12 protein-coding genes are annotated in these 14804 nt (G+C 63.7%); 6 read left to right on the top strand and 6 right to left on the bottom strand.

Annotation, left to right across the window (positions count from 1 at the left end; translation table 11 throughout):
* Window positions 1-58: 58 nt before the first annotated feature.
* Entirely contained in the window at window positions 59-1906 is a 1848-nt protein-coding gene (locus ACTJLB_RS06895; RefSeq protein WP_440782865.1) for a tetratricopeptide repeat protein, read from the bottom strand.
* A 124-nt stretch (window positions 1907-2030) separates the two neighbouring features.
* Between ACTJLB_RS06895 and ACTJLB_RS06890 the strand changes: the two genes are divergently transcribed.
* The 3 genes from ACTJLB_RS06890 (at window position 2031) to ACTJLB_RS06880 (ending at window position 5559) form a co-directional block, all read left to right on the top strand.
* Window positions 2031-2399, top strand: a complete 369-nt coding sequence (locus ACTJLB_RS06890; protein WP_020068996.1) for an ArsR/SmtB family transcription factor — start codon at window positions 2031-2033, stop codon at window positions 2397-2399.
* Window positions 2396-3652, top strand: coding sequence for a cation diffusion facilitator family transporter (locus tag ACTJLB_RS06885; protein ID WP_440782864.1), 1257 nt, complete (start codon window positions 2396-2398; stop codon window positions 3650-3652). The genes ACTJLB_RS06890 and ACTJLB_RS06885 overlap by 4 nt, the downstream gene beginning before the upstream one ends.
* A 182-nt stretch (window positions 3653-3834) precedes the next feature.
* Window positions 3835-5559 carry an FAD-dependent monooxygenase gene (locus ACTJLB_RS06880; protein ID WP_408130912.1) on the top strand — a complete coding sequence of 575 codons (1725 nt, stop codon included), beginning with the start codon at window positions 3835-3837 and terminating at the stop codon, window positions 5557-5559.
* A gap of 83 nt (window positions 5560-5642) precedes the next feature.
* On the opposite strand, the gene ACTJLB_RS06875 is transcribed toward ACTJLB_RS06880, so the two are convergent.
* From ACTJLB_RS06875 to ACTJLB_RS06860, 4 genes are read right to left on the bottom strand one after another with little or no spacing between them, the layout of a single operon-like run.
* Entirely contained in the window at window positions 5643-5894 is a 252-nt protein-coding gene (locus tag ACTJLB_RS06875; RefSeq protein ID WP_020068993.1) for a formate dehydrogenase subunit delta, read from the bottom strand.
* A gap of 8 nt (window positions 5895-5902) precedes the next feature.
* Window positions 5903-8854: a formate dehydrogenase subunit alpha gene (fdhF, locus tag ACTJLB_RS06870; RefSeq protein WP_440782863.1), complete on the bottom strand. Its 2952-nt coding sequence runs from the start codon at window positions 8852-8854 to the stop codon at window positions 5903-5905.
* Window positions 8855-8869: 15 nt separating this feature from the next.
* A complete protein-coding gene (locus tag ACTJLB_RS06865; RefSeq protein ID WP_408162363.1) occupies window positions 8870-10435 on the bottom strand; it encodes a formate dehydrogenase beta subunit in 1566 nt (521 codons plus the stop codon).
* The gene (locus ACTJLB_RS06860; protein ID WP_020068990.1) at window positions 10432-10917 is read right to left on the bottom strand and encodes an NAD(P)H-dependent oxidoreductase subunit E; all 486 of its coding nucleotides are present in this window, start codon (window positions 10915-10917) and stop codon (window positions 10432-10434) included. Before ACTJLB_RS06860 ends, ACTJLB_RS06865 begins: the two co-directional genes overlap by 4 nt.
* Before the next feature lie 134 nt (window positions 10918-11051).
* On the opposite strand from ACTJLB_RS06860, the gene ACTJLB_RS06855 reads away from it, so the two are divergent.
* Complete coding sequence (locus tag ACTJLB_RS06855) at window positions 11052-12131, top strand: substrate-binding domain-containing protein (protein ID WP_392394228.1); 1080 nt, start codon at window positions 11052-11054, stop codon at window positions 12129-12131.
* Window positions 12132-12241: 110 nt separating this feature from the next.
* Window positions 12242-12508, top strand: a complete 267-nt coding sequence (locus ACTJLB_RS06850) for a hypothetical protein (protein ID WP_020068988.1) — start codon at window positions 12242-12244, stop codon at window positions 12506-12508.
* Between the two features lie 81 nt (window positions 12509-12589).
* Here ACTJLB_RS06850 and ACTJLB_RS06845 read toward each other — a convergent pair whose 3' ends face one another.
* Window positions 12590-12949: a COG4315 family predicted lipoprotein gene (locus ACTJLB_RS06845; RefSeq protein ID WP_020068987.1), complete on the bottom strand. Its 360-nt coding sequence runs from the start codon at window positions 12947-12949 to the stop codon at window positions 12590-12592.
* A gap of 850 nt (window positions 12950-13799) precedes the next feature.
* Here ACTJLB_RS06845 and ACTJLB_RS06840 point away from each other — a divergent pair.
* Window positions 13800-14753, top strand: coding sequence for a hypothetical protein (locus ACTJLB_RS06840; RefSeq protein ID WP_440782862.1), 954 nt, complete (start codon window positions 13800-13802; stop codon window positions 14751-14753).
* The last annotated feature ends 51 nt before the right edge of the window (window positions 14754-14804 follow it).

The following is a 14804-nucleotide window of genomic DNA, read 5'->3' as shown; positions in this document are numbered from 1 at the left end:
CCCGCGCTCGTCAGACCGCGGGGTTTTTTGTTGCCGTAGCAATCACACGACCGGGCGGCTAGCCCCGGCGCAATTCGTTTGCGACCGCCTGCACGACTTCGCGCCATGCATCGGGCTGCGGCTGACGTACCAGTGTCGCGCTGGCGTACCACGGGCTGCGCTTGTCGTCGGCGCACCAGCGCCAATCGGGCGCGAACGGCAGCATCAGCCAGAGCGGCTTGCGCAGCGCGCCGGCAAGGTGCGCGATTGACGTATCGATCGACACCACCGCGTCGAGGCGTTCGATGATCGCCGCCGTATCCGCGAAGTCGTCGATCCGCTTGTCGAACCGATGAATCGACCCGGCTCGCGGATGCGCGTCCAGCGCGGCGCATTCATCGGCACTGAGATTGGGCTGCAACACGATCCAGTCGATGCCTTCTATCGCGAAAAGCGGATCGAGCTCGGCGAGCGGCATGGAACGCGTTTCGTTCTGGTGGATGCGCCCCGACCACGCGAGTCCGATCTTGCGCTTTGCCTGGCCGCCCAGCGAGCCGCGCCATTTTCGCCGGTACGCGGGTGGCACTGTGAGATAGGGCGTGCGCTCCGGAATCGTGTCCAACGTCGTGCCGAGCGCGAGCGGCAAGCTCAGCAACGGACACTGAACATCAGCGGCGGGGCGCGGCGCGCCTCGCGGGATGAGCGTCACACGCCACGCCTGCGCGGCCGGCTCGAGTAGCGGCAGCAACTGCGGCTGTACTTCGAGCACCACACGCGCCGCACGTTGCGCGGCCAGCGGGACGAAGCGCACGAACTGCAACGTATCACCGAAACCCTGTTCGGCGTGTATCAGCAGCGTGCGTTGTGAGACCGGCTCGCCGTGCCAGCGCGGCAAGGTTTCGATGGCCGGCTCGGCGACCGTTTGCAGGCGCCATTCGTATTCAGGCAACCCACGCGCGAAGTCGCCCAGCGCGAGCCACGCTAGCGCCCGGTTCATATGCGCGGACGCGAGATCCGGCTGCACGCGCAACGCCTGATCGAATGCGCGTACGGCGGTGGCGTGCGCGCCCAGCGCCTGGTGTGCGGTGCCAAGGCTCAGCCACGCGAGCGCGAATTGCGGATCCAGTCCGACTGAGCGTTCGAGATACGGTATCGCTTGAGCATGACGCCCGAGCGCAGCCAGCGCGTTGCCCATGCCGAAGATGGCGGGCGGCAGGTTCGGCTGCAATGCAAGCGCCGCCTCGAACGAGGCAACCGCTTCTGCGTGACGGCCGGTGGCGTCGAACGTATTCGCGAGGTTGAAATGCGCAGCGACGAAGCGCGGCTCGGCGGCGAGTGCAGCCTTGAAGCAGGGGATCGCTTCGTTGGCGCGGCCGAGCGCATTGAGCGACATGCCCATGTTGTTGAGCGCCCCGGCGTGACCTGGGCGCAACTCCAGCGTGCGCCGGAACGAGGCGATGGCTTCCTCGTGACGACCGAGCGCGTGCAATGCGTTGCCCAGATTGTTATGCGACGAGGCGTCGTCCGGCTGCAGGCGCAACGAGCGGCGGAATGCGTCCGCGGCGTCTTCGTGACGACCTGCCGCCGTGTAGGCGTTGCCGAGGTTGTAGTGCGCCATAGGGAACGACGGCGCGAGCGTAAGAGCGTTGCGGAACTGGTCGATGGCTTCGTCGATCTGGCCGAGCGCCTTCAGCGCGTTGCCGAGGTTCAGTTGCAGCGCAGCGTCTTGCGGGCGCAGGTCTACCGCGCGCCGCACGAGTTCGGCGGCCTCGGCGTGCTGGCCCTGCTGGTGGCGCAGCACGCCCAGCAGGTGCAGCGCATCGACGTGCACCGGGTTGCCGTCGAGCGTCGCGCGGTAGCCGCGTTCGGCATCTTCGAGCCGGCCGTCACGATGCGCCGCGAAAGCGCGGTCAAATACAGGTTGCATGACGGGGATGGTAGTCGGGTGAGGCAAAGGCCGCATTTTCCCACACTCGCAGACTCGCACCCCGGTTTGACCCGGCGTGACTGTTTCGCTAACATGTGAACACCTGTTCATATATCTGCCGCCCATGATTCCCGCTACGGCTTCGCCGCCCTTGCCGCCTTCGCCGGCAAGTTTCGAACCGCGCCTGGCGGACAGGATCGCGCCGCTCGCCGACCTGTTTCGCCTGCTGGGCGATCCGACGCGCTTGCGCATCGTGCTGGCTTGCGTCGACGAACGCCGGGCGGTGGGTGCCATTGCCGAGGAACTGAATCTGTCGCCGTCGCTCGTGAGCCATCATTTGCGGCTGCTGCGCGCGGCGCGAATCGTGCGAGCGCAGCGGCAGGGCAAGCAGGTGTTCTATCTCGCCGCCGACCGCCACATCAGCACGATGCTGGCCGGCATGCTTGAACACGTGGCCGAACCCGCCCGTGATGACGCATTGGATCTGCCATGAAGAAAATCGAAGAAAGGGAAGACGAACACGCCCCGGTGTGGCTCGACGCGTCGGATAACAACGACGTCGCGAACGAGCAGAGTCGCGTTGCCGGCGCGCAGGTTCATGAGGACAGTGATCGCGGGGTTGTAGCGGGGGAGCGTTCTGCTCGTGGGTTTGAACAGGACGGCCATGGGGACGGCCGCGATCATACTCATGCCGCCAGCCACAACCACGGCCGCAGCGTCAGCGACGACCCAAGTCATGGCCACGACCACAGTCACGGCCAGAGCCATGACCACGGCCACGACGACAGTCACGGTCACGGCGGTGGCCACAGCCACGGACACAGCCACGCCCACGCAGGCCACCACCATCACCACCACACGCCCGTCGCCGGCCACGGCTTCGCATTCGCGCTGGCTGTCGCTCTGAATGTCGCGATCGTCGTGATTCAGGCGCTATATGGCGTGCTCGCGCACTCGACCGCGCTGCTCGCCGACGCCGGTCACAACCTGTCCGACGTACTCGGCCTGCTGCTCGCCTGGGGCGCCGCCTGGCTCACGACGCGCCGTCCTTCCGCACGTTACACATTCGGATACGGCAGCTCGTCGATTCTCGCGTCGCTGGCCAATGCGGCGCTCCTGTTGTTCGCCTGCGGCGTGATCGTCGCCGAAGCAATCGGCCGCCTGATGAATCCGGCGCCGGTCGCAGGGCTCGCCGTGTTCGTCGTTGCGACCGTGGGCGTTGTCGTGAACGGGATTTCCGCGTGGCTCTTCATGCGTGGCCAGAAAGAAGACCTCAACATCCGCGGCGCCTTCCTGCATATGGCAGCAGATGCCGGTGTGTCCGCTGCGGTGGCCATAAGCGGTCTCGTGATTCTCTATACCAACTGGACGTGGCTCGACCCGTTGATGAGCCTGCTGGTGGTCGCGGTCGTCGTCTACGGGACCTGGGGTCTGTTGCGCGATTCGGTGAGGCTCGCGCTCAATGCGGTGCCGTCAGGCGTCGACCTGCAGAGCATCCGCGATTATCTGGCAGACCTGCCCGGCGTCGAGGGCGTGCACGATCTGCACGTGTGGGCGCTGTCGACCACCGGCAACGCGCTCAGCGTGCACCTCGTGATGCCGGCCGGGCATCCTGGCGACGAGCGGCTCGATGGCATCGTGCTCGCGTTGCGGGAACGCTTTTCGATGCAACACGCGACGCTGCAAGTCGACCTCGGCACGACCAGTCATCGTTGCGCGATGGAACATCCGGCAGAGCAGCACTGACATCTGCCGACGCAGCAGCCCGCGGAAACACTGAAGCACTGACCCGCCACAGCACAACGCCGCAGTGCCGGTCTACGACAAGCCCGGCTCTGCGCGATACACCTCGCAATTGATGCACCGCGCCGTTCAGCCCGGGGGCTCGGGGCGTACACTAGAGCGCACTGTGCTCTGCGGAGTTTCGCATGGACGCTGCTGCTGATAATGCGTCGCCGGTCCTGATCGTCGGAGCGGGTCCGACCGGCCTCGCTGCTGCGATGAGCCTCGCACGCGCTCATATTCCCGTGCGTCTGATCGACCGCGCGATGCAGCCGAACCCTTATTCGCGGGCAATCGGCATTCAGGCGCGCACACTCGAACTGCTCGAGCAGCATCGGCTCGTCGAGCGGTTTCTCGAACTGGGCCATCGCGCCCGCGTCGCCAATCTGTTTTCGCACGGCATGCGCCTCGCGCAACTCGACTTCGATCCGCTGCACACGCGCTATCCGTATCTGCTGTTTCTCGATCAGTCGGTGACCGAGCGTCTGCTGACCGAGCATCTCGCGACGCTCGGCGTCACGGTCGAGCGGGGCGTCGAACTCACGATGTTCACACAAGGCTCGGCCGGCATTCAGGCGACGCTGCGGCGCGCCGACGGTCACACGCAAACCTTGCGTCCGTCCTACATGATCGCCGCGGACGGCGCGCACAGCATGATCCGCCATGGCCTCGGACTGAGCTTCGAGGGCAAGACGCTCGAGCAGACTTTCCTGCTTGCCGATCTGCACGCCGAGACGGACTGGCCCGAGGACGAATTCCACATCTTCGCTTCCGGCGAAGGTCTCGTCGCACTCTTTCCAATGGGCCACGGCCGGCATCGGCTGATCGCGGATCACGCAGTCGAGCGCGTCGCCGAAGCCGCGCCGGTGTCGCCGGTAGTGCTCGGCGAACCGCCGCTCAATCGCGCACCCGGACCGTCGATCGACGAATGCAAGGCACTGCTCGCGAGGCGCGTGCATGAACGCGTCGATGTCTCGGAACTGGCGTGGTCCTCGTATTTCCACCTGAACAGCCGGATGGTCGAGCGGCTGCGCGTGGGGCGCGTCTTCCTTGCCGGCGACGCCGCGCACGTGCATAGTCCGGCCGGCGCGCAGGGAATGAACACCGGCATGCAGGAAGCGTTCAATCTCGGCTGGAAGCTCGCGCGCGTTCTGAAGGGCGCGGCGCCCGATCGCCTGCTCGACACCTACCATCTCGAACGGCATCCCATTGAGCGCGACGTGCTGCGGCAAACCGGCTTCATCACGCAGATGGCCGAGGCGGATCATGGGCCGCTCAAGCTGCTGCGCGAGCGCGTGATGCCGGTTCTCGCCGCGCTCGGTCCGTTGCGCGACGCCGCGCGGCTCACGATCAGCGAATTGTCGGTCCAGTACCGCCGCAGTCCGCTCACGCTCGAACGCGTGCTCGACGGCGGCCCGCGCGCGGGCGAGCGCGCGCCGGATGCGGTGGTGCACGTGGTCGACGGTCCGCTCGGACGCGCGCCTGGCATCGGCTGCATTTTCGATCTGCACGACCCCGCGTTTTTTTCGCTGTTCGTGCTCGTGCCGCCATTGCCCGTCGACGAAAAGCCGCTCGATCCGGATGCAAAGCACGAGCCGCCGCGCGACGCCGAGTTCGAGCGTCTCGTGGCCGACATGGAGAGATTGTTGCCAGGCGCGGTGCGCATCTGGCGCGTGACGGATACGACCGGCGACGGCGGTCCGTCGCTAGCCGAGTCGTATGGACGAACGCGGCCGTCGTTCTATCTTCTGCGGCCCGACGGCTACATCAGCGCGCGCGGGCGCACCGGCTCGGACCTGAATGGCCTCTTGCGGCATTGCGAAGCGTGGTTCACGGTTGGCGGACAGGTACCGGAGCAGACAGCCGTGTAAAGCTGCGGCGGGCGGCTGCCCCGGTTGGAGCCGCCGCCTTTACGTGCAGATCGGGTAGAACGCGCGACCCGCTACATGCCGCTTCAGGCGATTGACGGCTCCGCAGGCGTCAGGCGTTCGCGGTGTTTGACGAGTGCTTCCCTGACGATCGCCGACATCGCGATGCCGCTTGCGTCCGGGTTATCGAGCGCCGCGAGCAACGCGCGCCGCATGCGCGGCTCCCAGAAGCGGCGGATGTGGTCGGCGACGCCTGTCACCGCTTCTTCCCGGTCCGGCATCGAATCGAAAAAGTCGCCGATGCGGTTTGCCATGTCGATCAGATTCTGTGTGTCCATGGCTCGCCTCACTTACCTGCGGTCGCGTTGGCCATCTCGCGCTGCTTCAGCAGTTCGAGTTGCTCCGCGTTAAAGCGCGAATACTCTTTCTGCCATTGCGACGGCTGTTCGACCGGCATCACCTGCACCGCTGTGACCTTGTATTCCGGACAGTTGGTCGCCCAGTCCGAGCTGTCGGTCGTAATCACGTTCGCGCCCGATTCGGGGAAGTGGAACGTCGTATAGACGACGCCGGGCTGCATCCGCTCGGTGACCTTCGCACGCAACACGGTCTGTCCCGCGCGCGATTCGATGCCGACCCAGTCGCCGGTCTTGATGCCGCGTTCTTCCGCGTCGTGCGGATGCAGTTCGAGGCGGTCCTCGTCGTGCCAGCGCGAGTTCTCCGTGCGGCGCGTTTGTGCACCCACGTTGTACTGCGACAGAATGCGCCCGGTGGTGAGGAGCAGCGGAAATTTGCGCGTGACTTTTTCCGGCGACGCGATGAACTTCGTAATCACGAACTTGCCCTTGCCGCGCACGAACGTATTGATGTGCATGGTCGGCGTGCCGTCGGGCGCCTCTTCGTTGCAAGGCCACTGGACACTGCCGAGTTCGTCGATTTTTTTGTACGACACGCCGTGGAAGGTCGGCGTGAGACGCGCGATTTCGTCCATGATCTCGGACGGATGCGCGTAGTCCATTTCATAGCCGAGTGCGCGTGAAAGCAGCAGCGTGACTTCCCAGTCGGCGTAGCCCGGCACCGGCGGCATGACCTTGCGCACGCGCGAGATGCGGCGCTCCGCATTCGTGAACGTGCCGTCTTTTTCGAGGAACGTCGAGCCGGGCAGCAGCACATGCGCATACTTCGCGGTCTCGTTCAGGAAAATGTCCTGTACGACGATGCATTCCATCGACGACAACGCAGCGGCCACGTGGTGCGTGTTCGGGTCCGACTGTACGATGTCTTCGCCCTGGCAATACAGGCCCATGAAGCTGCCGTCGAGTGCTGCTTCGAACATGTTCGGAATGCGCAGACCCGGTTCGGTTTGCAGCGTGACATTCCACGCGTCCTCGAACTGCGAGCGCACGATCGTATCGCTGATGTGTCGATAGCCCGGCAGCTCGTGCGGGAACGAGCCCATGTCGCACGAACCCTGCACGTTGTTCTGGCCGCGCAGCGGATTGACGCCGACACCTTCACGGCCGATGTTGCCGGTGGCCATCGCGAGGTTCGCAATGCCCATCACCATCGTGGAACCCTGCGCGTGTTCAGTGACGCCGAGGCCGTAGTAGATCGCGGCATTGCCGCCCGTTGCATAGATGCGCGCGGCTTCGCGCACGTCTTTGGCCGGCACGCCGGTCACGGCTTCCGTTGCTTCAGGCGCATTCTCCGGAAGCGCGACGAAATCGCGCCATTGGTCGAACGCGCGTCCCTCGCAGCGCTCGGCGATAAATGCTTCGTTCAGCAGCCCTTCGGTCACGATGACGTGAGCGAGCGCGTTGACGATGGCGACATTCGTGCCCGGACGCAATTGCAAATGATGCGACGCCTTGACGTGCGGTGTATCGACGATATCGATGCGGCGCGGATCGACCACGATCAGTTTCGCGCCTTCGCGCACGCGGCGCTTCAGACGCGAGCCGAACACCGGATGGCCTTCGGTCGGATTCGCGCCGATCACCATGATCACGTCGGCCTTATCGACCGAGGCGAACGTCTGCGTGCCCGCCGATTCGCCGAGCGTCGTCTTCAGGCCATAGCCGGTCGGCGAATGGCAGACGCGTGCGCAGGTGTCCACGTTGTTGTTGCCGAACGCGGCCCGCACGAGCTTCTGCACCAGATACGTTTCTTCGTTCGTACAACGCGACGATGTAATGCCGCCGATCGAATCGCGTCCATGCTTAGCCTGGATGCGGCGGAATTCGGAAGCTGCGTAATTGATCGCTTCTTCCCAGCTAACTTCGCGCCACGGATCGGTGATTTTCGCGCGGATCATCGGCTTGGTGATGCGGTCCTTGTGCGTCGCATAGCCCCATGCAAAGCGGCCCTTCACGCACGCGTGGCCTTCATTCGCCTGACCGTTCTTGAACGGCACCATGCGCACGACCTGGTTACCCTTCATTTCCGCCTTGAACGAGCAGCCGACGCCGCAATACGCGCAGGTGGTGACGACCGAATGTTCGGCCTGGCCGAGCATGACCACGGTCTTTTCCTGAAGTGTGGCGGTCGGGCACGCGGAGACGCACGCGCCGCACGACACGCATTCCGATTCCATGAACGGCTGGTTTTCGCTCGCCGCCACGCGCGATTCGAAACCGCGCCCCGCGATGGTCAGCGCGAACGTACCCTGGGTTTCTTCACATGCACGCACGCAGCGATTGCAGACGATGCATTTCGCCGGATCGTACGTGAAGTACGGATTCGATTCGTCCTTCTTGTCCTGCAGGTGATTTGCGCCGTCGATACCGTAACGCACTTCGCGCAGGCCGGTAACGCCCGCCATGTCCTGCAGTTCACAGTCGCCGTTCGCGGGGCAGGTCAGGCAATCGAGCGGGTGATCGGAGATATACAGTTCCATCACGTTGCGGCGCAGCGATTGCAAACGATCGCTCTGCGTGCGCACCTTCATGCCGGCTTCGACCGGCGTCGTGCACGAGGCCGGATAGCCGCGCTTGCCTTCAATCTCGACAAGACACAGGCGGCACGAGCCGAACGGTTCCAGCGAATCGGTCGCGCAGAGCTTCGGCACATTCACGCCGGCTTCGATAGCGGCGCGCATGACCGACGTGCCGGCCGGCACCGTTACCGCCTGGCCGTCGATTTCCAGTGTCACGTCGATGTCGGCGTGACGCTCGGGCGTGCCGTAGTCGGTGTCGTCGAAGTAGGAGCGCGGGGTGCGCGATTGTGCTTGCGCTTGCGATTTGCACGCGCAGTTGCCGGAGCCGCAGCCGCCGGCAGGAGTGTTGAGCATGTCTGACATGGTTGGGCTCCTCGTTCAGGCCGCGGCTTTCGGTGCGTCGGCGCGAGCGTCGGCGAGACCGAAGTCTTCAGGAAAATGGTCGAGTGCGGACAGCACGGGGTAAGGTGTCATGCCGCCCATCGCGCACAGCGAGCCGGACACCATCGTGTCGCAAAGATCGCGCAGCAACTGCACTTGCCGCGTGGACGTGTCGCCGTTACGGATTCGTGCGATCACTTCGACGCCGCGTGTGGAACCGATGCGGCACGGCGTGCACTTGCCGCAGGATTCGAGCGCGCAGAAGTGCATCGCGTATTGCGCGAGTTCGGCCAGATTCGACGTGTCGTCGTGCACGACGAGACCGCCGTGGCCGACCACGGCGCCGACCGCCGCATACGCTTCGTAATCCATTGGAATGTCCCACTGGCTTTCCGGCAGATAGGTGCCGAGCGGGCCGCCAACCTGCACGGCGCGCGCGGGCCGGCCGCTTGCCGTGCCGCCGCCGTAGTCGTGGATCAGTTCGCGCAGTGTCACGCCGAAGGCAAGTTCCACGAGTCCGCCTTGCTTGACGTTGCCTGCCAGCTGGAACGGCAGCGTGCCGCGCGAACGGCCCATGCCGAAGTCTTTGTAGAACGCCGCGCCGCGCGCGAAGATGATCGGCACCGTGGCGAGCGTGATGACGTTGTTGATCACCGTCGGCTGGCCGTACAGACCGACCAGCGCGGGCACCGGCGGCTTCGCGCGGACGATGCCGCGCTTGCCTTCGAGCGATTCGAGCAGCGCGGTTTCTTCGCCGCAGACGTACGAGCCGGCGCCCTTCGCGACGAACAATTCGAACCGATGCGCGGAGCCGAGCACGCTATCGCCGAGCCAGCCGGCGGCGCGCGCTTTTGCGATTGCGGCTTCCAGCGTCGCGATCGAATGCGGATATTCGCTGCGCACGTAGATATAGCCGGCCGTTGCGCCGGTCACGACGCCCGCGATGATCATGCCTTCTATCAGCACATACGGGTCGCTCTCCATCACGAGGCGGTCGGAGAACGTGCCGGAGTCGCCTTCGTCCGCATTACAGACGATGTACTTCTGCGCGGCTTTCGCCGCGCGCACCGTGCGCCACTTGATGCCGGCGGGGAACGCGGCGCCGCCGCGTCCGCGCAAGCCCGATTCGATCAGCGCTTCGCATGCGGCGTCGCCGTCGGTTTGCAACGCCTGGCGCAAGCCTTCGAGACCGCCGTGCGCAACGTAGTCGTCGGTGGAAAGCGGGTCGGTGATGCCGATGCGCGCGAACGTCAGACGCTGTTGCTTCTTCAGATACGGAATCTCGTCCACCACGCCGACGCGGCGAGCATGCTCGCCCCCGTCGACGAAGCCAGCGTCGAAGAGCGTGCCTACGTCACTTTCCTCGACGTTCGCGTAACCGACGCGGCCTTCGGCCGTTTGCACTTCGACGAGCGGTTCGAGCCACAGCAAGCCGCGCGAGCCGTTGCGGATCAGGTCTATCGCGATGCCGCGGCGTGCGGCCTCGGCTTTGATCGCGTCGGCCAGCGCATCGGCGCCGAGTGCCAACGCCGACGAATCGCGGGGAACATAGATGCGCGTCATGCCGTCACCTCCACGCATTTGCTGGCGGCCGCGAAAATGGCGTCGAATTTTTGCGGCGTAACCTTGGCATGGAGCGTGCCGTTCACCATCATTGCCGGCGACAGCGCGCATTGGCCAAGGCAGTACACCGACTCGAGTTCGACCGCGTCGCCGGTTTCATGCCCCGCATCGAAGCGGCAGCCCGTGTGCGCCTCGATGTGCTGCGCGAGCGCCTCGGTGCCCATGCTGCGGCAGGCTTCCGCGCGGCACAGTTGCACCGTGACGGGCGCCGCCGGACTCGTGCGGAAATGGTGGTAGTAGGTGATGACGCCGTGCACTTCCGCGCGCGACAGGTTCATCACGCGAGCGAGCGATGGCACCGTGGCGGGCGGCACGTAACCGAGTTCGTCCTGAATCGCGTGCAGCACCGCTAGCAGCGACTTGCCAGGCAGCGCATGACGCTCTACGAGCTGTTCCGGCGCGAAGGCGATGAGATCGTCCAAGTGGGGGCTCCTCCAAAGTCATATATGCACTTGTTATTCATAATGTGTGCACTTATGCTTCGTTTATTCGATATGGGATAGCCGAACGATAGGCGGGCGAAACGGCCTATGCAATAGGAGAAACCTGTACATATATGATCAGAATCGAGTGCCACGCGCAACTGGTGTTGAAGGGTCCGGACGGTCGGGAGGCAAGCCTGTCGGACGTCGTGCCGTTGCTCGCTCTCGTGAACGAGTCGGGCAGCATTGCGCAGGCGGCGACGCTTAAGGGTTTGTCCTACCGTCACGCGTGGGGTTTGTTGCGCGGAATCGAGGAGCGTCTGGGCGGTCCGCTGATCGCGAAGGAGCGCGGCCGAGGTTCGGTGCTTTCGGAACTCGGCCACGCGGTGCTGCGTGCCCAGCGTTTATGCGGCGAGCGGCTCGACGGCAATATGCAGGCGCTGGCGAGCGAGGTGGCAAGCGATCTGAATCGTTGGCTCGCGCCGCCCGTCGATCACGTGCGCATTCACGCATCGCATGGCTATGCCGTGGCGGCGCTCGTGACCGCGCTGGTCGCGAACGAGTTGCCCGTCGAAATCAAATACCGCGACGGTGCGGACGCCGTGAGTGCGCTCGCGCGCGGCGAGTGTGAACTGGCGGGCTTCCACTTGCCGCTCGGCGAGTTTCGCGAGGCTTGCGCCGATACGTACCGGCGCTGGCTCGATCCGCAACGCCATGTGCTCGTGCATCTGACGCGGCGCAAGCAGGGGCTTTTTCTGGGCAAGGGTAATCCGAAGACCATCGGCGGCCTGAGCGACCTTGCGCGCGACGACATCCGCTTCGTCAATCGTCAACATGGCTCCGGCACGCGCATGCTGCTGGATCTGGCGTTGACAAAGCTCGGCATCGACCCGGATCGGGTGAATGGTTATGCGTCGGCGGAGCTTACGCATTCGGCGATCGCCGCATTCGTTGCGAGCGGCATGGCCGACGTGGGCTTTGGCGTGGAACCGGCGGCGCATCATTTTGGGCTCGACTTCATTCCTGCCGTCGACGAAGACTATTACTTCGCATGCGACCGCGCGCGGCTCGAGCGCGAGCCGCTGTCCACGGTGATCGAACTGTTGCGCGGCAGCGCGTTTCATGAAAGCGTCGATCAACTGCAAGGCTACGATCCGCGCGAGTGCGGCAAAGTCGTGGACCTCGAAGCAGGATTGAGCGGAGCAGGCGCGTAAGCGGTTGTAAACATCGTGGCGCGTTCGACGCTGCGTATGGCTTTCGTTTGGGATACTCTCTAAGCTTCCGCTTTTGCCCAACCGCGCGCCAGGCCGCGCTACGAATCGATATGAAAGCTCTTGTACATGCATGCGCCGCCGCAGCGTCGGCTGGTTTGCTCCTCGTGACCATTCCGGTCGCTTTCGCGCAGAATTCGCCGGGCGTGCCGGGCGGCATTCTGCAGGAGCAGTTCCGGCTTGCTGAACATCCGCAAATGCCGTTCGCGGCTTCCGCGCCGTCGGACAAATATCAGTCGGACAAGAAGTCGGCCATGCGCAAGCGCGGCGACCTGGGCGACCCGAATGGCTGCAACCTGCGCTGTCCGAAAGACGAGTAGGCTGCTGTTCAGTGCATTTTTGCTAGTTGAAACGCCGGCGCTTTGCCGGCGTTTTTCGTTGGTTGTGCGTCTGGGCGCCGGTTAGGGCTTTGCCGTGTGCCAGACGTCCTTGAAGCCGTCTCCTTTTGCGTCCCCCGCCTGCTTGTCCGCCGAGTAGCGATAAAGCGGATGACCTTTGTACGCCCATTGCTGCTTGCCGTCCGCCGACGGAATCAGTGTCCAGTCCCCGGACGGTTTGTCGGAGGGGCTCGCCACGGCGGCCGGCCAATAGCTCATGCAGCCGCCCGTGCAGGCGCTGACGCCTGGCGTGGTGTCCTTGTCGAAGGTGTAGAGCGTCATGCCGTCGGCGGTAACGAAGCGGCCGTCGACAACCTTCGGGGGTTCGGCAAAAGCGGCCTGTTGCAGTGCCAGCAAGGCGAGGCAGAAGAGGGTTTTGCGCATGATGTCGGCTCCTGTTGTTTGTGATCGTGTGAGTTGTTAGCGCGCAGAGCGGCTCGCGTCCGCGCGTGAGGTATCAACGAACGAGCCGGGAGATTTATTCCACGTTTGCCGGATGTGTTCGCTATTCACTTGCGGCCCGATGTTCATTCGCGTCGTCATCTCGTTCCCGGTGCGTTTGCGGTCGCACTGTCACAGTAGGCGACGGATTCGGGTTTAGCAACGCGTCGCGACGTTGCAAGGCGTGATTTATCGCGGCTTTGTTGACCTAAGTTAATTCCTATTTTGACGTAGGAATGTTTCGCATTGTATGTGGGAGCGGCGAATTAGCCGGGTGTATGTTTTTCATGAACACGCGGTCATTAACAAAAATGATTGATTGGTATTTTTAGCGTGCGCCCATACCACGCCTGGAATAGAACCGACTGGTCGATCCGACGGTCACAGCCGTCATAGCCCGGGCAGGCTCGCCATGTGCGCCGCCGGGCAACGTAATCTGGAATATTCATGGATTAAGCGGAGAAAATTCCGATGAATAAAGATAAATGAAAAATTCCGTCAAGATGCCGTTTTCTAGAAAATCCCGGGTGCTAGAATTTGCGCCGCTCGATGAGCAAGAAATTACTTTCGAGCTAATCATTATTCAGTTAACTTAGGTAAACAAAAATGCAAAAAATCAACCGTAATGAACTGGCCAAATCCGCTGTTGCGGGCGGTTGCTGCAAGAGCAGCACCGCAAATACGACGCCGACGACGCTGAAGAGCGCTGCTCCGGTCAAGTCGCGCGCCTAATGCTCGACCGTGCCGGGACCGCGCCCGCTGGCGCGGTCCCGGCACACGAACGAACGCCAACATGAAGCCGTGGGTCGTCGGGTGGAACGTGCTGACTTTCCTGCGCAACCGGATCGCGAGTGCGAGGCGCAGCGTACAGGTCGCGTTGATTGCGCGCATGCCGCGATCGGCAATCGAGCCGCTGTCCGCCGTTTTATGGCGGGTCTATCGGCTCGTCGATGCGCGTACGCGGTGGGAAGGCGTGTGCCGTTACGAGATTGGCCGCGACGTACTTGACCTGCCACTGCGCAACCCGGGCCGCATTGCCGCCGGCCGCTTCCGGGAGCGCCTGATCGACCAGCGGATTTACTTTGGCCGGCTGTCGCGTGGCAGCGAAGCATGGTCCGACCTGCAGCAGATCGCGAGTTCGCTCGCCACACGAATCAGGCAACTGCAGGCAAATGAACCGGGTCGCCCGGTCATCGTGTCGCCGTTTCATTATGTGTCGCAATACGCGAACATTTATGTCATCGACGAATTGCGGGCGTTGCTCGGACTCGAATCAATCGCCGTGGTGTCCGGCGTGCCACGAGATATGTATGGCGATGATCACTCGCTCATACCAGGCGTGAACGTGCTGTACACCTACGGGCAAGACGATCGCAATGGCCTCGGCCTGCGTGTCGCGCGCGCGTTGAAGCGAAGTGGCGTCGCGGTGTTGTTTGCCGACGTGCCTCCGTTCGCGCTGCACCGTTATCCGATGGAGACGGTGAGCGTCTCCATGTTTGGGCGCAACGCGCGAATTCATAACGGTGTGTTCCGGCTGGGCGCGCAGTTCGACGCGATATTGCTGCCGTTCTATCTGCGCTTTGAGCGCGGCCACTTCGGCGCCGAAATATTCGATCCGTTGCCGCTTGCCGGTACAGGCGCTGTCCAGCAAGTTGCGAGGTATATCGAAGCCGCGGCCGCGAGCAACTATTCGGATTGGCTGGTTGCCGGCCATCCCTCGATGTACTCGTTCGCGCCCGTTCGCTAAAGCTTTCCCGCCCAGCGCAAGAGCCACGGTATCGCATTCGTCCCAAAAGCG

Source organism: Paraburkholderia sp. 22098 (genome assembly GCF_052045935.1).
GTDB classification, from domain to species: Bacteria; Pseudomonadota; Gammaproteobacteria; order Burkholderiales; family Burkholderiaceae; genus Paraburkholderia; species Paraburkholderia caledonica.
Note: the sequence above shows the minus strand (reverse complement) of the source record. Positions and strands in the feature narration are given on the sequence as shown.